Below are 21,997 nucleotides of genomic sequence, written 5' to 3'. Positions count from 1 at the left end.
CGATAGCCGCCTAGGCCAGGATTTCTCCCTTCCCGTGAACGGGGAGGGTTGGGGTGGGGTTCCTGATTTCATCCTAATTTCATTCTTTTGTGCAAACTTAATATCTAGATGGTGGTTTAACGCTGTTGCGGTCAGCATCGCTGGCTATTTACGGCACTAGGTAAGTGCCCTTGCTAGAGGGCTGAATTAAACCTCGGTATCCCATCCAAACGCAAGGAACCCCTTAGTTATGCTTTTTTTTCCTAACTCCAAGCCATCTAAGGCACGCGATCGCTTATTTGGGACACTCCTGAGCCTACTCCTACTGGCTGCACCAACCTCGGTTCTCGCCCATGCTGGACATGGGGATGAGTTTCATGGAGAAACCGAAGCTAGCCAGGGAACTCCCCAAGGGATTCAAGTAGATGCCCAAACAGCAAAACGGATGGGAATCGAGGTAAAACCAGTCTCTCAACAACGGCTGGGTTTTGGCATTAAAACCACGGGTCAAATTGAAACGTTGCCCAGCCAAAAAGCGGAAGTGACAGCACCTACTCCGGGAAAAATCGTTGAGCTTCTCGTGGAACCCGGTGCAGTGGTGCAAGCAGGCAAAGTCGTCGCCGTTATCGCCGCACCCGACTTAGTAGAACTGCGCGTAGGTTCCCAGGAAAAACGAGGCGAAGCCGAAGCGGATCTGCAACAGGCGCAAGCAGATTTAAAGCTAGCTCAAGAAAATTATCAGCAATACTCGCAGATAGCCGCCTCAGACATTCAGCAAGCTCGCACTGAACTAGCAGTCGCTCAAGAACAGTATGAACGCGATCGCGAGTTGGAGCGTGCAGGAGCGTTGCCACGTCGCCAAATGCTGGAGTCTCTGGCTCACCTGGCAGAAGCCAAAACGCAATTGACCAAAGCAACCAGCCGTCGGGAAGTGCTGGAAGCCGAAGCGCAACTCAAACGCGCCCAATCAGCTGTAAAAGTGGCAAATTCCCGGATTCGCCTGAGTAATACCGCTTATCAGACGCGGCTGCAACAACTGGGAACCCGCGCCAATGACAAAGGGTTGGTGACGGTAACGGCTCCCATTTCTGGCACCGTTGCCGACCGGGAAATTACCCTCGGTCAATCGGTGGAGGAGGCGGGGGCAAAGCTGATGACCATCCTGAATAATAATCGGGTATGGGCTACGGCGAGTATCTATGAAAAAGATTTAAATAAGGTGAAAATTGGGCAACGGGTAAACGTGAAGGTTGCCAGCTTGCCGAATCGCACCTTCACAGGCAAGATTGCGATGATTGGCTCGGTTGTACAAGGGGAAACACGAGTCGTGCCAGTCAAAGCCGAACTGGATAACCCTGGTGGACAGTTGAAGCCGGGGATGTTTGCAGAATTGGAAGTGTTAACCGACCAAACTCCCGCGCCTATCTTAGTCATTCCGACTTCAGCCGTGGTGGAAACCAATGGCAGGCAGCGAGTTTACGTGCAAAATGGTACCGCCTTTGAGCCAGTTGAAGTCACCTTGGGGCGAACGATGGGAGATGTCGTTGAAGTCAAGGGAAGTTTGTTTGAGGGCGATCGCATTGTCACCCAAGGCGCAATTCAACTGTATGCCCAATCCTTACGCGGCGGCAGCTCAGAAGGCAAAAGCGAAGAGAAACAGCCTTTAATTCCAAACTCAGACACGATTAATCGGGTTTCTGCCATTCAAAACTCACTTCCTTGGTTGTGGGTTTTGCCAGCCGGGGGAGCGATCGCATTCGTTGCCTTTTGGTTAGGACGCCGCACTCAGTCGCGCCGGGTGCCTAAAACCTTAGAGGCGTTGCCTTCAATACCTTTACCCCACGAATCAGAAATTGTTAATGACTCGGCAAGCAAACAGGAAAAAGTAAAAAGTCAATAATTCTCTTTCTTTTGTCTTTTGCCTTTAACTATGCTTAGTGCGCTTATCAAGTGGTCTATTAAACAACGCTGGCTAGTTGTCCTTGCCGCCATGCTGGTGACAGTTTGGATATTTCGCGTGGCGTCACAAATGCCAGTGGATGTATTTCCCAGCTTTGCTCCACCCCAAGTCGAAATTCAAACTGAAGCCCCCGGATTAGCTCCAGAAGAAGTAGAATCTCTGGTTACTTTACCGATTGAAAGTGCTATTAATGGGACTCCCGGCGTCACAACAGTACGGTCTGCTTCAGCGGTGGGGCTTTCAGTTGTGAAAGTTATCTTCAATTGGGAAACTGATATTTATCAAGCCCGACAGTTAGTGACAGAGCGATTGCAGCAAGCGCAAGAAAAGCTGCCAGAAAGTGTTGATTCGCCACAAATTTCTCCGATTAGTTCTCCAATCGGCACTGTATTGCAATATGCTTTCACTGTTGAAGAAGGTAACAGGCAACAAGCATCTTCACCTAGCACTGACTTGATGGAGGTCAGGCGTATCGTAGATTGGCAGGTGACAAACCGCCTTTTAGCGGTTCCTGGCGTCTCGCAGGTAATCGCTTATGGGGGTGATATTCGCCAGTATCAAATATTAGTCGATCCAGCGAAACTAAAAGCGTTTGATGTGTCTTTACAGGACGTGACTGAAGCCGCAGAAAAAGCCAATGTTAACGCTCCGGGTGGATTTCTCATTAACCCTGACCAAGAGCTATTAATTCGGGGTGTTGGGCGGATTGAGTCCATTGAAGACTTGCGACAATCAGCGATTACCGCTCGAAATGGAACACCGATTCGATTAGGCGAGGTCGCTGATGTCAAAATTGGTGCCGCACTCAAGCGGGGCGATGGCAGTTTGAATGGCAAAAAGGCAATTGTGGTCATGATTAACAAACAGCCACAAGCCGATACTCCCACGGTCACTCGTGCCATTGAGGCGGCAATGAAAGAGGTGAAATCGAGTTTGCCTCCGGATGTAAAAATGACGGTTACTTTCCGTCAAGAAGACTTTATCGACGCCTCGATTGAAAATGTTCGGGAAGCACTCGTTGAAGGCAGTATTATTGTTGCTTTTATTCTTGTCCCGTTTTTGATGAATTGGCGCACGCTTGTCGTGAGTCTCACTGCACTTCCCTTGTCTTTGTTGTTAGGATTGCTAGCGTTAAATTGGCTGGGATATGGTCTGAATACGATGACTCTGGGAGGCTTGGCAGTTGCGATTGGTTCAGCCGTTGATGATGCTATTGTGGACGCCGAAAATGTCTATCGTAGCTTACGAGAAAATAAGCTGGCAGGCAAACCAAAGTCACCATTAGAAGTTGTCTTTGAAGGTTGTCAGGAAGTACGCGATTCTCTATTTGGTGCAACTTTAATTACTGTGGTGGTTTTCTCGCCAATTTTTGCCCTTGCTGGTGTGGAAGGTCGCATTTTTACACCGATGGGAGTGGCTTATTTAGTGGCAGTTCTGGCTTCTAGCGTGACCGCACTTACCATCACTCCAGCTTTGTGTGCCATCTTACTCCCTCACAGTCGTTTGCCAGAAAAAGAACCGTGGGTGGCGAGATTTTTCAAAGGACTTTATCGTCCGTTTTTAATGTTTTCTTTGCGGAATTCTCAGCTGATTTTGGGAGTTGCGACTGCTAGTTTGGTGGCTGCAATTTTAATTGTCCCTTCCTTGGGACGGGTGTTTTTGCCGGAGTTCCAAGAGCGATCGCTCGTCAACACCCTGACTCTCTATCCCGGTGTCTCCCTAGAAGCGACTAATCGCGCCGGTTTTGCCCTTCAGGATGCGCTTAAGGATGACCCGCGCTTTGATTTTATCCAGTTGCGATCGGGGCGTGCGCCGGGAGATGCGGATGCGGCGGGTGTCAACTTGGCGCACTTAGATGTAGAACTGAGTGAAAAGGGGATAAAAGACCGGAAAGGAAGTATTGAAAAGTTGCGAGCGGAATTTGCCAGATTACCAGGAGTTGCGCCGAATATTGGCGGATTTATCTCTCACCGGATGGATGAAGTGCTGTCTGGGGTGAGGAGCGCGATCGCTGTCAAAATTTTTGGTCCAGATTTAGAACAACTCCGCACTCTGGGTAAACAAGTCGAAGAGATTATGAAAACTGTTGGGGGTGTTGTAGACTTGCAACTCGAACCCCAACTGCCCATTAGACAAGTACAAATTCAGTTTGATCGCCAACAAGCAGCTCGTTATGGCTTAACCGTCGGAGAACTTTCCGAAACGATTGAAACTGCGCTCAATGGACGTGTAGTTTCTCAAGTTTTGGAGGAACAACAAACTTTTGACCTGGTTGTATGGTTAAAAGAAGATGCTCGGAGCAATCTAGAAACCATCCGCAATTTATTAGTGAGTACACCAACAAATCAAAAGATTCCCTTAGCTCAGTTAGCACAAATTGGCTACGGCACTGGCCCGAATACCATCAACCGCGAGAATGTTTCCCGCTTAATTGTCGTCTCGTCTAATGCTAGCGGTCGAGATTTGCGCTCTGTCGTTGATGAAATCAGAGGCAAAGTTAAACAACAAGTACAATTACCAGCTGGTTACTTTATCGAATACGGCGGTCAATTTGAGTCGGAACAACGCGCTACTCAAAACATCTTGATATTCAGTGCGATCGCATTTGTGGTGATTACGGTCTTAATCTACTTGTCTGTTAAGTCCATCCCCTCAACTGCGATGATTATGATTAATTTACCCTTGGCATTGGTGGGAGGTGTCATTTCAGTGGCATTAACGGGTGGGATTATTTCCGTCGCCTCTCTGGTTGGCTTTATTACTCTATTTGGAGTTGCCACTCGCAACGGATTGTTATTAGTTGATAATTACAACGCTAAATTTGCCACGGGAATGCCTTTTTGGGAAGTAATCATTCAAGGTTCGATGGAAAGGCTCAATGCCATTTTAATGACGGCTTTTACCTCCGCTTTGGGGTTAGCACCTCTGGTCGTGGGAGGAGGTGCAGGAAAGGAAATCTTGCAGCCGTTGGCGGTGGTTGTGTTAGGAGGGTTGTTTACTTCTACAGCGTTAACGCTGTTAGTTTTACCCGCTTTGTATGCCAAGTTTGGCAAAGTTTTGCTGCCGAAACAGGTAAATCCGGTGTCCGAGCTATAAGTTGCGAAAAGAAGAATTTAAACCACAAAGACGTAAAGGACATGAAAAGAAAATGAAATTATTGAAGGCAAATTTAATTATTTTGGGAAGTGTCGGAGTGCTTTTTTTAGGAGCTTGCACTGGGGAACAGCAGACAGCACAACCTGATAATACTCCCACAGAAGCGAAAACTAATCTTCCTGCTGTTTCTCCTTCAAAAACAGCAGCCAAACCCGATCACTCACAACCCTCCAAAGGCGGTAAAGTCGTCGAGACAGGAAAATATCATTTAGAGTTTGTGCCTGAAAAAGAAGCGAACGGCACTCACTTAGATTTATATCTACAGAAAGGGGACACCCACGAAGCAGTTTCTAATGCCAACGTGACGGCTCAAGTTCAGTTACCCAATGGGAGCCAAAAAACCTTAGACATGAAATACGATGTTCAGGGTAAGCACTACGCTGTTTTGCTACCCGAACAAGCATCAGGAGAGTATAAAGTGGTTATCCTCTCTGAAATTAATGGCGAAAAAGTGAACGGTCGCTTTACCTTTAATCGCTAGCAATGCTAGGGGTGATATCCAGTGGTTTAGATCCCCGACTTCTTAGAGAAGTCGGGGATCTCGCTTTAACGAATCATTTGGGACTGCTGTTGTAGGTTAGGTTTAGGAATGAAACCGAACCTAATACTAAAAAATGACATCGTTTCATTCAGCTCTTTTACTGAAAATCCCGTACTCTTAGAATGCTAAAGATTGGATTTAGTCGTTGCCTGTGACCTTTTGAATCAAGTCTTGTGCTTTTTCGATTAAATTAGAGTCGTTATTGTTTTCTGTGGAATTGAGTACAGTCTTTTCGTTTGCCTTTTCGCTATAGTCAAAGGGTTCATTGGGGTTTGCTGATTTTTGCTGCTTATCCTCTTCAAGAAAACCTGTTGCTTCGCTATATTGATAGGCGCGGTCAACTCGGTCGTCTGATGTCAGCTTATCTCTTGAATGTAATACTGCATAACTAGGCTGTGCGGCGATGAATAAACTTGCCACACTGATTAAAGTCATTAAACTTAAAACAAAAATATTTTTATGGAGTTTTTGTTTTAAAGTTACTAAAATTCGTTGCATGGAAATTTCCTCCCAATTGCTTTTTGTGAGAATTGATGATGCGTGAGTAGATAGGACTACTAACACAATTTATTAAGTACGAAATGAATCGTACTTATCTAGTTACATCTATGCCGTCTGCCGCAGGATACATTCGTTTATTTTTTTAACCATTCATGATGAATTTTTATTCCTCGGCTCTGCATAGTTTGTTCAAATAAATCGGTGGAAAGTGCTTGTTCTACAGGCCAGACGCCTGGTTTTTTGAGTTTGCCTGCTAGCAATAATTCGGCAAGGGTGCCGGTGCCATAACCGGCTGCCACGGCTGTATTTTCATGCACTAAAGTTGAGCAATAACTTGCTGGCCGATCATCTTTATAACCGTTGACTTCAGAGCGAATTGCTACACCGATGCCAGTGAAGCGATCGCTAACATCTGTCATTCGGTGGCTGACGCGAGCTAAAAATTCGATGACTTTTGGATTGTTGAGCCAGCTAGAGGGCCACCAGTGGGCAACGCTCCAAGTTAGATAATTGTAAAAATCGGGAACTGTACCAAATTTGGTAATGACGGTTTTAACAGGAAAAGTGTCGGGTAGCGTGAAGGCTTCTGGCATATCAAACCAGTAAACGCCGATGCGACCATAGGGAGCAGGAAATTCAATGGTTTCGCGATCGCTATACGGCTTGATTATCTGCCACTGACCATTTATCCAAGCTTTAAAAGGGCTTTGTAGCCCTAAAAATGTTGTTCGCATCACCGTAATGCCAGCACCCCCCGACCCCGATACTAGATAGCTCAGATGAATGCGTTCTGTCTCATCTAGTTGCTCGACGCCCTGGCGTACCATGCTATTAGAAATACCGGGGAAAATACCCGTATTAATAATTGCTGTAACTCCAGCAGCAGCAGCTTCGTCTCGGAAATCCAATGCTTTGCGAGTAAAAGATGGGTGATCGCTGACATCCAGATAGTTGACACCCACTTCTATACAAGTTTTTAGGACTTGGGCATCTCGGTAGTGAAATGGTCCCGCACAGTGGATTACAAGATCGCAAGCAGCGATCGCATCCCTCAACACTTCTCGATCCGCTAAATCTAAAACCTGGAATTGCACTTGCGATCCCAGCTTTTCGCCGACCAACGTTGGCAAGCTTGCAACACCGTGCGCCCCGATTGGGTTTCTGCCAGTAACGGTAATTTGCGCCTGTGTGTGAGCGACGATATCCGCCGCCACATTGCTACCAATCCGTCCGCTTCCTCCCAGAATTAAAACCCGTGTCATTAATCAAGTTGTTAACGCTATCTTCAGTTCATCAGGTTTGCCTGCTTCTCTCCATCGGTACCAAGGCAGACTTTTTTTCAGTAGAACAGACAAATTTTATCGAAATCCGGAAGATCAATTTGTCGATCGGCTGACCTACATGAGATATTAGATGACTTTCACACCCAGCTTTGGGAAGTAGTATCTACCCGAAAACTTCACTTTGTTACACTATACTTAAGAAAGATGTATAAAAAAATCTTCTATGATAAACAAACAAATACCCATGAAGTACCCATAAAGCGGGCATCAATCGTTCGTGAATCAAGGAAAATAAAATCTTTTTTTTAATTGCTAAGAACTCCTAAATTCTAAAGATAACTTTAGGTTGGCATCATTGAGTTGCGAATGAAGGGAGTAATTAGCTGGATTTGGTATAACTTCTCAATGGAAGTGTCCAGCGGTGAAAAAGGAAATTTTCGAGCAGCAGATTGAGGCGACCTCACAACGCCGGAAAGAGCTTTGGCAACGAACTGAGGAATTTCCCACCCAGGACAAGCAACTACTGGTGGAAAGTTTGCAAGAGCACGACCAAACTCTAGAAGAATTGCAAGTAACTTTAGAGGAACTGCGATCGCAGAATGAAGAGCTAATCGCCAGCCGTCAGACTGTGGAAATCCAGCGACAGCGCTACCAAGATTTATTCGAGCTGGCTCCAGACGCTTACTTGGCGACGAATCTTGATGCCGTGATTCTAGAAGCCAACCAAGCGGTAGCGCACTTGCTGAATATTTCTCAGGAACACTTGCTCGGCAAACCGTTAGTTATTTTTGTAACGGGTAAGGCTTTGCAAAACTTTTATACAAACTTAAGCCAATTCCTCGCAACTGACCAAGTAAGCAAATGGGAGGTTGAGATTCAAACCCGGCAGGGTACGCGCTTTCCCGCCACCTTCAAAGTTAAAGCAGTGCGCGACTCAAGCGGGCGGGTGGTAGAACTGCTCTGGCTGTTACAAGACATTACCGAGCGCAAGCAGCACGAAGCGGCTTTTCAGAGCGATCGCCATCTTCTCGAAACCCAGGTTGAACAAGGAACGGCTGAGCTTGTGGAAACTAACGAGCAACTCAAACAGGAGATCGCTAAGCGTCAGCGGGCTGAAAAAGCGCTGTGGCAGCGGGCGGAAGGGGAATGGGCGATCCGGGTGATTACCGAACGCATCCGCCAGTCGCTCAACCTAGAGGAAATTCTCAACACGACGGTGGCAGAAATTCGACAAGTTCTAGGGAGCGATCGCGTACTGATTTTCCGCACAGAGCCGAATGGGGATGGCGTCGTGGTGGCTGAATCAGTAGATGCCGCTTGGCTCTCATTCATCGGCATTACCGCACCCGCAGCCATGTTTAGAGAATGTATGCCCCTCTATCGGCAGGGGAACGCCAGAGTAATTGATGACATTCAACAAGCAGGGTTTCCAGCAGATATCACTGAGTTTTTCCACTCGTCGCAAGTCAAAGCCGCCTTAGGCGTTCCCATCATGCATGGGGATCGGTTTTGGGGGTTACTTGCAGCTCATCAATGTTCGGCACCGCGCCACTGGGAACCGCTGGAGATCGATCTGCTCAAGCAATTGGCAATCCAAGTATCTATTGGCATTCAGCAATCAGAACTGTATCGGCAAGTCCAGCAACTGAATACGAACCTGGAACGCCAGGTTCGCGATCGCACTGCCCAATTGCAACAAGCGCTCGACTTTGAAGCACTGCTCAAACGCATCACCGACGATGTCCGCGATCGCCTTGATGAAAACCAGATTTTACAAGTCGTCGTCTGGGAATTAGGCGTCGGGCTGAATATTGATGGCTGCGATACAGGTTTATACGATGCCGACCAGACCACGTCTACCATCAGCTACGAATACACCCTAGGAATCCCTTCTGCTCAGGGACAGGTAGTGCAGATGGCAGACTTCTGGGAGGGTTATTCTCAGCTGCTGCAAGGCAAATATTTCCAATTTTGTCAGATGGTGCCCGATAGTCGAGGTGCGCTGACCAGACTCGCTTGCCCCATTGTTGATGACCAAGGGGTATTGGGGGATTTATGGTTATTTAAGCCCCAGCAAGACGTCTTCAGCGAGCTAGAAATTCGACTGGTGCAACAGGTCGCGAATCAGTGCGCGATCGCCCTTCGGCAAGCCCGGCTGCATCAAGCAGCGCGATCGCAAGTCGAGGAACTGGAAAAACTCAATCGCCTCAAAGATGACTTTCTCAATACCGTTCCCCACGAGTTACGCACACCAGTCTCTAACATGAAAATGGCGATTCAGATGTTGTCCATTGCTTTGAATCGTGACTATGCCTTATTTGCCGAAATGGGCAAGCCGAGGGAACAACAAAGCAAAGTCGCTCGCTACTTTCAGATTTTACAGAACGAGTGCGAACGAGAAATTCGCCTGATTGATGACCTGCTGGATTTACAAAAACTCTATGCAGGCGCTCACCCTTTATTACTGAGTGCGATTCAGCTCCAGGAATGGCTGCCGCCCATTGTAGAACCTTTTCAAGAGCGAGCCAGAAACCACCAGCAAACCTTGCTCCTTGACCTCCCTGCCGACCTCCCTCGCTTCATCTGCGACCCCACGACGCTAGGCAGGATTTTGAGCGAGTTACTAGAAAACGCCTGCAAGTACACCCCCGCATCAGAAACGATCGCATTCAAAGTCCAGAGTCAGCCAGGGAGCGTTCAGTTTAGCGTCAGCAATTCCGGCGTGGAGATTCCGGAACGCGAACTTCCGCATATCTTTGACAAGTTTTACCGCATTCCCAGTAATGACCCGTGGAAGCAAGGGGGAACGGGATTAGGGTTGACGATCGTGAAAAGATTAATCGCCCATTTGAAAGGGACTCTGCGAGTGGAAAGTAAGGATCGTCAGACCTGCTTTATCCTCGATTTACCGAGCGATCGCTCAGCTCAAATTATCTCCTAATCCTTCCATTGGTAGGGGCACGGGCAATGCCGTGCCCCGATTTATCGCTACGAAATTTTAAACACAGACTCAACCGTAGATTTGAGAGAATTTCCCGCATCCTTCAGCTTTTGGGCAATTGGCTGCTGAGTATGCAGGAACACACGAGCGCAGTTGCGTCCCGGCATCCCGGAAATAGAACCGCCTGGATGAGTACCCGCACCGCTGAGAAATAACCCTTCAATCGGAGTTTTGTAGTTCGCCAATTCCGGCAACGGACGGAAAAAGACCATTTGGTCGAGGGTCATATCAACGTGGTAGTAGTTCCCCTTATAAGCGCCCAAGCGATCGCCGAGTTCCGCTGGACTTTCAACAGCACGAGCGATAATCGAGTGCTTGAGATTCGGCGAATAGTCGGCTAACTTATCTAACACCCGGTCTGCGACTTTGTTTTTCAGTTCATCTGTCCAGCCAGTACCATGCAAACCCGTACCCTCCGCACCGGCAATCTGATAAGGTGCGAAAAACTCAATCCACAGCGTATGCTTGCCTTCCGGAGCCATTGACGGATCGAGTACCGTGGGTACAACCACATACATTGAGGGGTCGGAATCGGGAATGTTGCCGATAGAAGCCTCGCTGTGAGCAATTTCCACATGGCGCACCGAGTCAGCAATCAAAACTGAGCCAATCAGGTACTCATCCTGGTGGTTGTGGTGTTCAAAGCGCAAAGGCTCCGAGAGGGCGCAATCGATCTTGAGAATCGTTTCGTTGTTGTTGACAATTCTGCGCTCTAAGCGTTCCCTTAAATTCGGGTCGGCTGAATCAACATCGCTCTCATCCATGTGGCGTAGGAACAAGCGCTTGGCATCAATGTTGGAGATCACCCCAGTTTTAGCGCGGTATTCGGTGCCACCTGCCACCCGCACGCCCACTGCACGACCGTCATCGATTAATACTTTTTCAACGGTCTGGTCGCACAGGACGACACCGCCTTTACTTTTCACTAACTTCAGCAAAGCATCAACCAGTGCGCCGCTACCACCTTTAGGTCGCGCCATTCCGGGGTCATGGCGCATCGCCATCATGATTGAACCGACAGAAATGGTTTTTTGGGAGGGAGGTGCGCCAAGCTCTGCGGAGAGTCGAGCCAAGGGCGCTTTCAGAAACTCGGAATCAAACCACTCGTTGAGGATATCTTCCGGGCTGGTGAGCATGGTACGAATCAGATCCAACGTCTTATTTGGCCCACCCAAGACGGAGAATAAATCTTGCAGCTTTTTGAGGTCGTAATTGCCAGCAATGTCAACGATCGATTTTGGCGGTGCGTTGAACACCGGGATCATTGCACCCAGTACGCGCTGCCAGTACTCGGTATATTCGGCATATTTTTTGGCATCGCGATCGCTATAACGTGCAATCTCTGCACAAGTTTTTTCAACGGATTTGTGACCTAAAAAGTATTTGCCATCAGGATGGGGGCAAAAAGCGACTGGGTCGCAATATAAATATTCCAAGCCATATTTAGTGAGTTCTAACTCTTCGACTACCGGACCCAAGTGAATGAACTCGTGGTCAATCGAGCAGAGGTTGAACTTAAAACCCGGTGCCTCTTTCGGTAAGATTTCTTCGGTTGTTGCGCCGCCGCCCGGAATGGAGCGCTTTTCTAGTAACAGAACGCTATAGCCTGCTTTGAGCAGATAGGCGGCACAGACAAGTCCGTTGTGACCGGCACCAATAATGACAACATCGTACTCTTGCATGGACAATACTCTCAGACCCGTGTATATCCCCGATTCTAAGAAAGTTAAGAACTTTAAAGGGTCTATCACTCGAAGGATATCCTCCGCCCGGAGCCGCCAGCTAGACGCGGGAGAAAACGCCTTTAGGGCTGTTTGTGATGAGGCGCGAATATCAGGGCAAGCACAGGGCAAGCAGCCGCTAAGGGCATGGCGTCTACTCGGAGAGGCGTAGGGCAAAGCGGACAGAATCGTGAGAGGTGGTGAGAGATGGTAAGAGGCGCGATCGCGCTCATGCGAAGCAAGGCGTTAGCCTTGCGCTGAAAGAGTCAGTTCGCTGATTTTCTTCGTTAACAGCGGCTAAACTCTAGCCCAAAGCAATTCTCGCAGTTATACTGGCTAGGTCTACATCGTCTTGGAACGGGTCAGCACTACAGAATATGAATCCTGTTGTCAAAATTGTTCAACCCTCTGGCATTTTAGACGGTATGAAGGCGACTCAGTTTCGTCAAGAAATTAGCGATATTGTTGAAAACGGAGGCAATATGGTGTTAATTGACTTTAAGGACGTTACCTTTATGGATAGTTCTGGGTTGGGGGCGCTAGTGCTTGCACTCAAAACTGTTCGCGCCGCTGGTGGTAAACTCTTTATTTGCTCGATTAATGAGCAAGTAAGAATGTTATTTGAACTGACCAGTATGGATCGCGTCTTTGAAATCTTTCCGAATCGTGAAGAATTTAATAACGCGGTTAGTCAATAGCTAATGGCTAATCGCTAATGGCTAATCGTAATCGACAATTAGCACTTAGCAATTAGCACTTAGCACTTGACTAATCAAAATTGATTTGCAGCAACGATAAATCATCGTCAAAATAGTCTTTTGGATTCTTATCTTGAACAGAATTTACTATCCCATCTAGATTATTCTGATGATTTTTCGGAAATTCCGTCAGCAGATCGATGAATGCATCAAGACCCCAAATCGTGCCATCTGGTTGGTTAATTTCATAAATCCCATCACTGAAAATGTAAAGTGTGCTGGATTTTTCCACCTCGCAGCTACCATCCATAAATTCAGCATCAGGAAACATCCCAACTGGCAACCCTGGGGTTTTTAAGCGTTTGACTTGGGTGACTAAATTCGAGTTTGCAGAGATTAACACTGCCGGTGGATGCCCAGCACTGGCGTAAACTAGGGTGCGCTTAACTCGGTTATAGACTCCGTACCAGATAGTGAAATATTTATCATTTCGCTGAGTCATCTGGAACGTTTCATTCAACGCCTTCAGGACATCACTAGGCTCATAGTAATTAATTTTCGGAAGGGCTTGGCTTTTGAGTAAGTTCATTACAGAAAGAGACGGTAAAGCAGCCCGCAATCCATGTCCGGCGACATCTAGCAGATAAATCGCTAAATGATCTGGATCTAGCCAGTAATAATCAAAGCCATCCCCTCCTAATTGGCGGGAAGGAACAAAACGAGAATCAATGGTTACAGGAGGTGAGGTCAGCGGAGAAGGAAGGATGGAACACACATACTCGGCTGCTTCTGCTAATTCCGCCTCCAACAGCAGTTTTTGGTGCTGCAAGTCGTGGCTGAGTTGGTGTAACCTCAAGCCTGCCCGCACTCGCGCCTTCAACTCATACATATCGATGGGCTTGCACAAAAAATCATCTGCCCCAGCATCCAGCCCTTTCACCCGATCCTCGACGGAACCCATCGATGTCAGCAAAATAAAGAAAGTTGTTGAAAGTTCTGCGGTTGCCTTGACCTGACGGCACACTTCCAGTCCGTTCATGCGCGGCATGATCCAATCGCAAATTACCAGTGCGGGTCGTAACTTTTGCGCTAGGGTCAAACCGGCTTCGCCATCGCTGGCGACGGTTAACTCATAACCCTCGCTTTTTAGCGTTCTTTTGAGCAATAGCTGAATCGCCGGGTCATCATCAATAATCAGAACTTGAACCATGAGATAGAGGGACTACAGGTCGCTTAAGATGGAAGGCAGTTAAAACTGAAGGATGACACCTGAGGCAAGTGTGAAGATCGCTAAACTTCACCGAAAATATGCACAATCATAAACAAGTATAGTCATCGGTTGCTCGAAGTTATCTAGGCTTTCCACTCGTTACTGACTCGCATTATGATGATCAACATTGTTACTGCGATCGAAAATGCTCATGTAGATATTTTGAGAGCCGTCATCACCAAATCTAGCAAGTTCTACGCCCAAAGCTATCAATACTTCCAGTCTAAGCACCTCCGACTTCTTGACTCATGCCACCCATTCATGAGGCTAATGAGAAAGTGGCACGCTGCCCACTAACCAGAAAATTCATTGCGATCGCAACGATTACCTATAGGCTAGACTGGATTCTCTCTAATTTGTGCCGATGTTTAATACAAAGTTTCAGTGTCGTTGATTAAAAAGGCTTTGAACAGTTGAAACTCATCAAAAAAATCTCTGTACAAGTTTCCAGCGACCTCAAGGCGTTAGATGGTGTTTTGTCATGGTTTGAAGGTTTAAATCAACCTGAGATTCCTAAAAAAGTTTGGCTACAGTGCCAATTAGCTCTGGCCGAAGGCTTTACTAACGCAGTTCGTCATGCCCACAAAGGCAAAACTTCAGATGTTCCAATTGATATTGAAGTTAATTTGTTTTCGGAATGTTTAGAAATCCGAATTTGGGATCAAGGACCGCCTTTTAATTTAGAAGCCCGCCTTAAAAAACCAGAGGAGATCAGCAAGAATGCCACGGGGGGGCGGGGTATCGCCATTTTACAAAAAATCGCGGACTATCTGAGTTATACCCGCACTGACAACCGGAATTGCCTGTTAGTTGTAAAAAATTATTCTAATTTGTTAGCCTCTGATTGAATTTCACACAAAGATAAGTAGAAGTTTAATTTCTAATAAGATTTTAATCTTCACAACTGGAGAAAGAAAAGAGATTTATAGACCTAGAAGGCTGTAGGATCGAGGGTTAAGAGGCTAGGAGTTGGCTGAAGGACGGACTTCTTAGCGTCTGGAGTACGAATGTCTTCAGGAAAACGGTTTTTGGGTTGATGAGCGCCTACCGGCTGAAATAACCATACAACAGAGCGAGCAATGGGATGGGTGCGAGTAGCGATCGCGCAATCCTAGCACTGCTGACGAACCTACCCTACGGGAAGCCAACGCCATTTTACGTTTTTAGCTTCTCGCGCACTTAATTTACAAGAGGAATCTGAGATTATGACCGCACCGACTCAAGAGGCGATGTTAGCGACGCCTGCTTTTTGCGATGGAATTCAATATTTTGGCGAGAATTTGCCAGGATTTGAGACGGCTGGAAAATCTCCTGCCATAGAAGAAGGTAAGCCAAGCATCGCATCTCCTACCGATCCGGCTGCTGTCTTCCAAACTTTATTGTATGCAGATGCTTTACGCTATTTGACCCTGCAAGTCACTGCAAGTAAGGCGTCTGGGCACCCAGGCGGTTTTGCGAGTCAAGCGGAAGCGTATGCCGCATTGGTTATGCTCGGTTACAAGAATATCATCACCGAAGTCGGGCATCACGCCCCCGGATTTTATAGTGCCATGTTCTTGGATCGGTCGCTAGAGGACATGGGAATCACGACCGTGCAGCAATTGCGCGATCGCTTCCGGGAAAAGCACGGACTCTTAGGACACCTCTCCGGCTACATTCCGGGCATTCTCGCACCCGCGGGTCCCTTGGGACAAGGGCAACACTTCGCAATGGCAGCAGCAAAGCTGCACCGGGACAAGCTTTTCCCCTTCACCCTCGGCGACGGAGGCTTAGGCGAACCCTACATTATGAGTGGGATGGGACACTTCCACACGGCTTATCCCGAAGTCACGAATTTCTTGCCCGTACTGGTTTGGAACGGCTACAGCCAGGAACACCATAGCATGGTGTCCACCAAATCCAACGAGCAGATGATCGGTTACTGGCGTGGCAATGGGTTTGAAGAAGTTGTCTTAATTAACGCCAAAGACTTCGACGATCAAAACCAGCCAGGAGATTATGTTGATAGCACAGCCTTTTCCTTCGAGAAGCGTCTGGAATTCACCAAAGCGGTGCTACTGGCAGTAGATAAAGCAGCGAAATCTGCACTCGGCGGCAAACTCACCGTACTGATTATTAAACAGCTCAAGGGTGCTGGTGTCCACGCCAAAGGCGCAAAATCCCACAACCTCTATCCTAAAGACACCCTGGATAGTGCCCACATCTCCAACGCTTTGAAAGCACGCGCCTTATCCTCTGCGGCGTGGGAATTGGTGCGGACGAATTGCGAACGCGCCGGTGGTGGTCCCGCAGCTAAAACCGTTGTGACAGAATTTGAGTTACCGTTGCCAGACTTGGGTGAATTGCCCTTGGAAGAATATTCTGTCGGTGGCGAGGCAAAGGTGTCAACGACAGCAATGGGGCGTTTGGTGGGGAAAGTGGGAGAAAGCGATCGCAATTTTCTCGTTACCAACGCTGACGGCAACGAAGCCTCTGGGATTGCCAATATTAACCAAGCCCTAAAGATTATCCACCCCACAGTGGACGATCTCTACAACCAAACACCCCAAGGGCAAGTTTACGAACCCCTGAGTGAAGACGCTTGTGCCGGGTTAGCGGTTGGCTTATCCCTCATGGGTGCTAGAACTCTCTGGTGTTCCTACGAATCCTTTGCTATCAACGGCTTACCGATTTGGCAAACCGTAACGCAAGCGATGGCAGAATTGCGCCGTCCCACTCCCTCTACGATTACCTTATACACTGCTGGAGCCTTGGAACAAGGGCGTAACGGTTGGACTCACCAACGCCCGGAAATCGAAGCGTATTTCGCTGCCATGATGCGGAATGGCAACGTTTTCCCCCTGTTTCCCCCTGATGCGAATAGTATTCAAGTCTGCTACGACTGGGCGCTGACAACGAAGAATAAGGGAATTGTGATTACTGCCAGCAAGTCACCGCTACCGATTCGCACGACTTTTGAACAAACTCGCCAAGGGTTGCGCGACGGTGCCATTGTGCTGCATGAAATCCCCGGTGACAAGATGGTGGTGTTTGCCGTGATTGGCGATATGACGCTGATGCCAGTCTTTGAAGCCGCTGCGTTTTTAGAAACCGAAGGAATTGGGGCGCGGATTGTCTCGATTGTTAATCCCCGCCGCTTGTATCGTCCCCATGATGTCTCCTGGGATACCTGTTCCGAATCCGATGGCGACTTTTTGGACGATGCTGGCTTTGCCAAACTATTTAATGGTGATGCCTTAGTTGGCGTCACAGGTGGCGCTTCTGGGATGCTGGAACCCATCATGCTGCGGAGTAATTGCAAGCGCGATACCTTCGCCTGGAAGCGTGGAGAAACTACCGCGAGTGCGGGTGAATTGATGGCGTTTAATGGTTTGACGGCTGAAGCATTAACAAAACGTGCGATTGAGTTAGTGCATTAAGCTAGATTTAATACCCCTGCCTGAATTATTAGGTGGGGGTATATATTAGATTTACCAAAGAGCTAGCAGAGGTAAACAGATGATAACGCGATTTTTTTTATCCAAGCCAGGTTGGGATAGCGATCCTGAACATAACCCTAGACCTGATATATGCAGAGCTAAAAAATCCTTTGCAGAAGGTCAATCTTTTATTGTTACTTGGACGTGTGCAAAGATTGGAATTATTCAAGTAGGCGATCGGGCTTATTTTAAGCGAGTAGGCAAAGAACCTCGTGGTTTTTTTGCCTATGGCTTAGTGATTCCTGCTAGATATCAGTTATGCCGCAATGATAACAATTATAGTAAACTTAGTGAAGCTTATAACAAGAAAAAATATAATGATTTTACTGTTGATATTGAGTGGATAGAAGTTGTTGATTATGATAGACCTTTAAAAACAACTGACCTTAAAAATAACCCAAAATTTAAAGGCGCGCGTTTAAATCCTCAAACATCTGGAATGAATTTGTTGCAGGAAGAATATGTAGATTTACTAGATTGTGAATGGAAAAAACATTTAGAAGAGTTAATCAAACAAGGTGATGGGTCAAGAAAAAAAACTGACCTATGTTCGGAGGGAATAAATTGGTAATGCGAACGCACGAAAACTTAATAAAATATTAAAAGCGAACAATAATAAAACTATAAAAATTTAAGTAATTTTAACCTTTAATCCAGAGTATCAAGAGTATATCGCAGAAGTTCCTGAACTTCCTGGCTGTTTAAGTCAAGATAAGACATTGGACGAAGCAATTGAAAATATTAAAGATGCCATCAGAGGCTATCTTTACGTTCAAGCCAAGCATGACTATCCTTATGGGGTGGGGTTGCAGATTGGCGTCAGCGTACAGGAAGAGATGAGAAAATACAGAATCAACTTTAAAACCAATAGACCCGGCGAATAGAATTCGCGGTTACACAAACAAAGTCCGCCTGCGCGGACTCAACCAATTAGATTGAAAACCTGCCCTAAACTCTACTCAAGGGTAAACGATGGCAGGTTTAGTCTGTATAGCTGCGATCGCTTTCTCGCTAGGAGTCGCTAGAGATTTAGCATGACAACCAAACCAAAAATTATTGTCCTCGATGATGACCCTACTGGTTCTCAGACGGTTCACGGCTGCTTGCTGCTGACGCGCTGGGATGTAGATACCTTGCGGTTGGGGTTGGCGGACGAGTCACCGATTTTCTTTGTACTGACGAATACGAGGGCGCTGACTCCAGAAGAAGCGGCAAAGGTTACTAGAGAAGCTTGTCACAACTTGAAGCAAGCCATTACCCAATCAAACACCGATGATTTTCTAATTGTCAGTCGTTCTGACTCCACTCTGCGCGGACATTACCCAGTCGAAACAGATGTGATTGCCGAAGAATTGGGTTCCTTTGATGCCCATTTCCTGGTTCCTGCCTTCTTCGAGGGGGGACGAGTGACCCGCGACAGCGTACATTATCTGATAATTGACGGCGATCCGACACCCGTTCATGAAACTGAGTTTGCCCGCGATTCAGTCTTTGGCTACCACCATAGTTATTTGCCTGATTATGTGGAAGAAAAGACAAAGGGTAGAATTCCAGCTAACGAAGTAGAACGCTTTTTACTTGCAGATATTCGGGCTGGAAGTTTGGAACGGCTGATGAACCTCAGTGGCAATCGGTGCGGCGTCGTAGATGGGGAAAATCAGGCAGATTTAAACCGATTTGCAGAGGATATTCTAGCAGCAGCCAGTGAGGGAAAACGCTTCCTATTTCGGAGTGCAGCCAGTATCTTAACTGCCTTGGCTGCTTTGCCTCCGCAACCTGTAGCCGCAGAAGATATGGCGCAATATGTGCGGGAAGGCAAACCGGGCGCAGTGATTGTCGGTTCTCATGTCAAAAAGACGACACAACAGCTAGAACAACTGCTAAAAGAACCAGGTACGGTTGGCATTGAAGTAGAGATTGAACGTTTACTTGATGATTCTGTCACTGCGTTAGAAAGTCTCCTCAATGAAACACTGGAAAAGGTTCACGCAGCGTACAATTCGGGGAAAACGCCTGTAGTTTACACTAGCCGCAAAGAACTTACTTTTAAGGATGTGCAAACGCGGTTACTGTTTGGGGAAGATGTTTCTGCTTTGTTGATGGATATCGTACAGGGTTTACCTGCAAATATTGGGTTTCTCATCAGCAAAGGCGGCATTACTTCTAATGATGTTCTGAGTACAGGTTTGGCGTTAACCTCAGCGCGGTTACTCGGTCAAATTTTGGCCGGATGTTCGATGGTACGGACTCCAGAGAATCATCCCCAATTTCCCAATTTGCCCGTGGTATTGTTTCCCGGCAACGTGGGGGATGCCGATGGGTTAGCCACGGTTTACCGGCGTCTGAGTCAGTAGCGTTAGCCAACGGAAGGTTGAAGGTTGAGGAATAAGAAGTTCTCCCCTTGCCCTCTTGTCTCCTTGCCCTGATGCCGCTTGCCTATATCATGGATAATTAGTCAATCCACCCAGGTCAGGCTTTTCGTCCATGACTTCTGATTCGTCCGTTCCGATAGCTGTTTCAGTTGTTCCCGAAAATACAGGGGAAGTAAATTGCCACGAACAAGTCCGCATCAAAAGCGACCAGAGGTGGCTGACATTAATTTTGCCCCCAGAAGCGGAGACACCCACCACGGCTAGCTGGTCTGACCTTTGGCAACAGCTGAAGCAGCGCCTAAATGCCGGTGAACGCTTCTGGCAGCCGAATACAGAGGTACATTTGGTGGCAAAAGATCGCCTGTTAGATGGACGCCAGCTGCAAGCGATCGCAGATGCCCTTGCCGAAGATCGGTTGCAACTCAAGCGTGTCTACACCAGTCGCCGTCAAACTGCTGTTGCGGCAGCAGCAGCCGGTTACTCGGTGGAACAGGCACCTCCGGTTTCCCCCCTCAATCAACCGCCTTCGCCGCCAACGACTGTATTAGCTGAACCCCTATATGTGCAAACGACTGTGCGTTCGGGAGTGGAAATTCGTCATCCCGGTACTGTCATTATCCTGGGAGAAGTGAATCCGGGCGGCAGCATCATCGCATCGGGCGATATCTTAGTGTGGGGACGTCTGCGCGGGATTGCTCATGCTGGTGCCGAGGGCAATCAAGAGTGTTTAATTATGGCGCTACAGATGGAACCCACCCAACTGCGAATCGCTGATTATCTGGCGAGGGCACCGGAGAATCCACCCGCGCAATTTTATCCGGAAGTTGCCTACGTAACGCCGGAAGGAATTCGGATCGCTAGAACGACTGATTTTTCTAAAACCCAGTCTTTATCGATGGGGGTTGGACGTTAAAGAGGCAATAAGCGGGGAGTAATAAGTTTTGTCGGGGTTGTAGGGGCAGTGTCTACTCGGTGCCTGCCCCTGGTTTGGCGCTCGTTTTAAGTGAAGGCATTATTATTTTTGAGGAGTAAGTATATACTGAACTCAAAACAAAAAAACTCAAAAATAATTGCTTGACCTAATTTAAAACGCCAAAATCAAAACTCTCTCAAGGGCGAATTTACGAGGCATAGCTGTGGGAGAATAGACAATTCGATTAAACTCGCCCCTATACATTCACGCACTAAAACGAAGCTAAGAACTTTTCAACATGAGTCGCATTATTGTGATTTCCTCCGGCAAAGGAGGGGTGGGGAAAACCACCGTAACGGCAAATTTAGGTATGGCTTTAGCTAGGGCGGGGCGTCAAGTTGCTCTAGTCGATGCGGATTTTGGCTTGAGAAATTTGGATTTGCTGCTGGGGCTGGAAAATCGGATTGTCTACACGGCGGTTGAAGTCCTGGCAGGCGAATGTCGGTTAGATCAAGCGTTGGTGAAAGATAAGCGGCAACCGGGACTGGTATTATTACCCGCTGCCCAAACCCGAACCAAGGAGTCAATTAGCCCAGATCAGATGAAACAGCTGGTTAATGAATTAGCTGCGAAGTACGAATATGTCTTGATTGACTCTCCGGCGGGGATTGAGATGGGCTTCAAGAATGCGATCGCTGCCGCCCAGGAAGCCTTGATTGTGACAACGCCAGAAATTGCTGCCGTGCGGGATGCTGACCGGGTTGTCGGCTTACTAGAAGCCCAAAACATTAAGCGTGCCCACCTGATCGTCAACCGCATTCGACCGGCAATGGTGCAAGCCAATGACATGATGTCGGTAGAAGATGTGCAGGAACTTCTCGCCATTCCTTTAATTGGTGTGATTCCTGACGATGAGCGGGTCATTGTCTCCACAAATCGGGGCGAACCTCTGGTACTGGCTGAAAATCCCACCCTACCGGGAACGGCATTTTTCAACATTGCCCGCCGCCTAGAAGGGGAGCCAATTGAGTTTCTGAATTTGGATGCTGGGAATGACAACTTCTTTTCTCGCATCCGAAAATTATTGTGGTCTAAGATTATCTAACCTTCACATCTGCCCGAT

At 47.5% G+C, this 21,997-nt stretch carries 16 protein-coding genes; 12 read left to right on the top strand and 4 right to left on the bottom strand.

Features of this window, described 5'->3' with window-relative positions; genetic code table 11:
• The first annotated feature begins 229 nt into the window (after positions 1-229).
• From NC996_RS07685 to NC996_RS07675, 3 genes are read left to right on the top strand one after another with little or no spacing between them, the layout of a single operon-like run.
• Positions 230-1,879, top strand: a complete 1,650-nt coding sequence (locus NC996_RS07685; RefSeq protein ID WP_190690073.1) for an efflux RND transporter periplasmic adaptor subunit — start codon at positions 230-232, stop codon at positions 1,877-1,879.
• A 30-nt stretch (positions 1,880-1,909) separates the two neighbouring features.
• Positions 1,910-5,035, top strand: coding sequence for an efflux RND transporter permease subunit (locus NC996_RS07680; RefSeq protein ID WP_190690070.1), 3,126 nt, complete (start codon positions 1,910-1,912; stop codon positions 5,033-5,035).
• A gap of 52 nt (positions 5,036-5,087) precedes the next feature.
• Entirely contained in the window at positions 5,088-5,576 is a 489-nt protein-coding gene (locus NC996_RS07675; RefSeq protein ID WP_190532208.1) for a hypothetical protein, read from the top strand.
• Positions 5,577-5,774: 198 nt separating this feature from the next.
• Here the strand turns inward: NC996_RS07675 and NC996_RS07670 are convergent, their stop codons facing one another.
• Both NC996_RS07670 and NC996_RS07665 read right to left on the bottom strand, forming a co-directional pair.
• Positions 5,775-6,134, bottom strand: a complete 360-nt coding sequence (locus NC996_RS07670; RefSeq protein ID WP_190430095.1) for a hypothetical protein — start codon at positions 6,132-6,134, stop codon at positions 5,775-5,777.
• Between the two features lie 137 nt (positions 6,135-6,271).
• On the bottom strand, positions 6,272-7,399 hold the full coding sequence (locus NC996_RS07665; protein ID WP_190690067.1) for a saccharopine dehydrogenase NADP-binding domain-containing protein: 1,128 nt from the start codon (positions 7,397-7,399) through the stop codon (positions 6,272-6,274).
• Positions 7,400-7,841: 442 nt separating this feature from the next.
• Between NC996_RS07665 and NC996_RS07660 the strand changes: the two genes are divergently transcribed.
• Complete coding sequence (locus NC996_RS07660; protein WP_190690064.1) at positions 7,842-10,361, top strand: GAF domain-containing protein; 2,520 nt, start codon at positions 7,842-7,844, stop codon at positions 10,359-10,361.
• Between the two features lie 47 nt (positions 10,362-10,408).
• On the opposite strand, the gene crtO is transcribed toward NC996_RS07660, so the two are convergent.
• Complete coding sequence (gene crtO, locus NC996_RS07655; RefSeq protein WP_190411638.1) at positions 10,409-12,103, bottom strand: beta-carotene ketolase CrtO; 1,695 nt, start codon at positions 12,101-12,103, stop codon at positions 10,409-10,411.
• Positions 12,104-12,519: 416 nt separating this feature from the next.
• Between crtO and NC996_RS07650 the strand changes: the two genes are divergently transcribed.
• Positions 12,520-12,840: an STAS domain-containing protein gene (locus NC996_RS07650; RefSeq protein ID WP_190690058.1), complete on the top strand. Its 321-nt coding sequence runs from the start codon at positions 12,520-12,522 to the stop codon at positions 12,838-12,840.
• 70 nt (positions 12,841-12,910) lie between these two features.
• Here NC996_RS07650 and NC996_RS07645 read toward each other — a convergent pair whose 3' ends face one another.
• Complete coding sequence (locus NC996_RS07645) at positions 12,911-14,050, bottom strand: SpoIIE family protein phosphatase (RefSeq protein WP_190690054.1); 1,140 nt, start codon at positions 14,048-14,050, stop codon at positions 12,911-12,913.
• Positions 14,051-14,523: 473 nt separating this feature from the next.
• Here NC996_RS07645 and NC996_RS07640 point away from each other — a divergent pair, with 473 nt between their 5' ends.
• The 7 genes from NC996_RS07640 to minD all read left to right on the top strand — a co-directional run bounded on the left by NC996_RS07640 (position 14,524) and on the right by minD (position 21,979).
• Positions 14,524-14,958 (top strand): ATP-binding protein, encoded by a 435-nt coding sequence (locus NC996_RS07640; RefSeq protein ID WP_190411642.1) that lies wholly within the window; start codon positions 14,524-14,526, stop codon positions 14,956-14,958.
• A gap of 357 nt (positions 14,959-15,315) precedes the next feature.
• Positions 15,316-17,529, top strand: a complete 2,214-nt coding sequence (locus tag NC996_RS07635; RefSeq protein WP_190690052.1) for a phosphoketolase — start codon at positions 15,316-15,318, stop codon at positions 17,527-17,529.
• A gap of 79 nt (positions 17,530-17,608) precedes the next feature.
• Positions 17,609-18,160: a hypothetical protein gene (locus tag NC996_RS07630; protein ID WP_190690049.1), complete on the top strand. Its 552-nt coding sequence runs from the start codon at positions 17,609-17,611 to the stop codon at positions 18,158-18,160.
• Positions 18,161-18,227: 67 nt separating this feature from the next.
• The gene (locus NC996_RS07625; RefSeq protein WP_339380549.1) at positions 18,228-18,473 is read left to right on the top strand and encodes a type II toxin-antitoxin system HicB family antitoxin; all 246 of its coding nucleotides are present in this window, start codon (positions 18,228-18,230) and stop codon (positions 18,471-18,473) included.
• Between the two features lie 150 nt (positions 18,474-18,623).
• Positions 18,624-19,943, top strand: a complete 1,320-nt coding sequence (locus NC996_RS07620) for a four-carbon acid sugar kinase family protein (protein WP_190690046.1) — start codon at positions 18,624-18,626, stop codon at positions 19,941-19,943.
• A gap of 130 nt (positions 19,944-20,073) precedes the next feature.
• On the top strand, positions 20,074-20,874 hold the full coding sequence (gene minC, locus NC996_RS07615) for a septum site-determining protein MinC (protein ID WP_190690043.1): 801 nt from the start codon (positions 20,074-20,076) through the stop codon (positions 20,872-20,874).
• Positions 20,875-21,172: 298 nt separating this feature from the next.
• Complete coding sequence (gene minD, locus NC996_RS07610; protein ID WP_190411646.1) at positions 21,173-21,979, top strand: septum site-determining protein MinD; 807 nt, start codon at positions 21,173-21,175, stop codon at positions 21,977-21,979.
• Positions 21,980-21,997 lie beyond the last annotated feature (18 nt).

Origin of the sequence: Trichocoleus sp. ST-U2 (assembly GCF_039961875.1) — a bacterium.
Taxonomy (GTDB): Bacteria; Cyanobacteriota; Cyanobacteriia; order Cyanobacteriales; family FACHB-T130; genus FACHB-T130.
Note: the sequence above shows the minus strand (reverse complement) of the source record. Positions and strands in the feature narration are given on the sequence as shown.

Excerpts from the sequence above, each read along its gene's own strand:
- NC996_RS07685 (WP_190690073.1), top strand. The coding sequence starts at position 230 with ATGCTTTTTTTTCCTAACTCCAAGCCATCTAAGGCACGCGATCGCTTA.
- NC996_RS07680 (WP_190690070.1), top strand. The coding sequence starts at position 1,910 with ATGCTTAGTGCGCTTATCAAGTGGTCTATTAAACAACGCTGGCTAGTT.
- NC996_RS07675 (WP_190532208.1), top strand. The coding sequence starts at position 5,088 with ATGAAATTATTGAAGGCAAATTTAATTATTTTGGGAAGTGTCGGAGTG.
- NC996_RS07670 (WP_190430095.1), bottom strand. The coding sequence starts at position 6,134 with ATGCAACGAATTTTAGTAACTTTAAAACAAAAACTCCATAAAAATATT.
- NC996_RS07665 (WP_190690067.1), bottom strand. The coding sequence starts at position 7,399 with ATGACACGGGTTTTAATTCTGGGAGGAAGCGGACGGATTGGTAGCAAT.
- crtO (WP_190411638.1), bottom strand. The coding sequence starts at position 12,103 with ATGCAAGAGTACGATGTTGTCATTATTGGTGCCGGTCACAACGGACTT.
- NC996_RS07650 (WP_190690058.1), top strand. The coding sequence starts at position 12,520 with ATGAATCCTGTTGTCAAAATTGTTCAACCCTCTGGCATTTTAGACGGT.
- NC996_RS07645 (WP_190690054.1), bottom strand. The coding sequence starts at position 14,050 with ATGGTTCAAGTTCTGATTATTGATGATGACCCGGCGATTCAGCTATTG.
- NC996_RS07635 (WP_190690052.1), top strand. The coding sequence starts at position 15,316 with ATGACCGCACCGACTCAAGAGGCGATGTTAGCGACGCCTGCTTTTTGC.
- NC996_RS07630 (WP_190690049.1), top strand. The coding sequence starts at position 17,609 with ATGATAACGCGATTTTTTTTATCCAAGCCAGGTTGGGATAGCGATCCT.
- NC996_RS07620 (WP_190690046.1), top strand. The coding sequence starts at position 18,624 with ATGACAACCAAACCAAAAATTATTGTCCTCGATGATGACCCTACTGGT.
- minC (WP_190690043.1), top strand. The coding sequence starts at position 20,074 with ATGACTTCTGATTCGTCCGTTCCGATAGCTGTTTCAGTTGTTCCCGAA.
- minD (WP_190411646.1), top strand. The coding sequence starts at position 21,173 with ATGAGTCGCATTATTGTGATTTCCTCCGGCAAAGGAGGGGTGGGGAAA.